The organism is Alcanivorax sp. HI0083 (assembly GCF_001635175.1).
Genome location: NZ_LWFX01000516.1, coordinates 1 through 567 on the forward strand (window position 1 = coordinate 1; position 567 = coordinate 567).

Here is a 567-nt window from a genome sequence, read left to right on the forward strand (position 1 = left end):
AAACCGCTGAGCTGAACGAAAAGATCAAGGAAATTAAAGAGCTGCAAGCCCGTCGGGATGAGTTGGTTGCACGAATGGAGGTTATTCAGAATCTTCAGGGAAATCGCCCAACTATTGTGTATGTCTTTGATGAATTGGTGCGAACCCTGCCTGATGGCGTGTTCTATTCTCAGGTCAAGCGCATCGGGGACGTATACAGCATTGCCGGGGTGGCGGAAAGTAACAATCGCATCTCCCGGTTGATGCGTAATTTCGATGGCTCCCCGTGGTTTGGTGAGGCCAATTTGCAGAATGTGACTGCGCTGGAGGATGGCTCCCAAGCGAATAAGTTTACCTTGACCGTGAAGCAGTCCTCGCCGAACAGCAAGAAAGAGGGAGAACAAAAATGAACGCCTCTGAGCTGAAAAATCTCGATTTACGGGAGTTGATGGACGAGCTTAACAGTCTGGACTTCGAAAATGTGGGGGGGTGGCCAACACCGGTCAAAGTCGGTGCCGCGTTACTCGTTTTGGTCGCTGTACTGGCGCTGGGATACTTCTTTGTTATTCAGGATGCGAATAAGCTTCT

General features: G+C 50.1%; 1 protein-coding gene and 1 pseudogene. Both read left to right on the plus strand.

The window, feature by feature from the left end; genetic code table 11:
• Nucleotides 1-389: PilN domain-containing protein (locus tag A3754_RS05290; protein ID WP_063519012.1), on the plus strand; the 389-nt coding region annotated here is incomplete at its 5' end.
• Nucleotides 386-567, plus strand: a pseudogene (locus A3754_RS05295) (pilus assembly protein PilP); the annotation flags it as partial. The gene A3754_RS05290 and the pseudogene A3754_RS05295, both read left to right, overlap by 4 nt.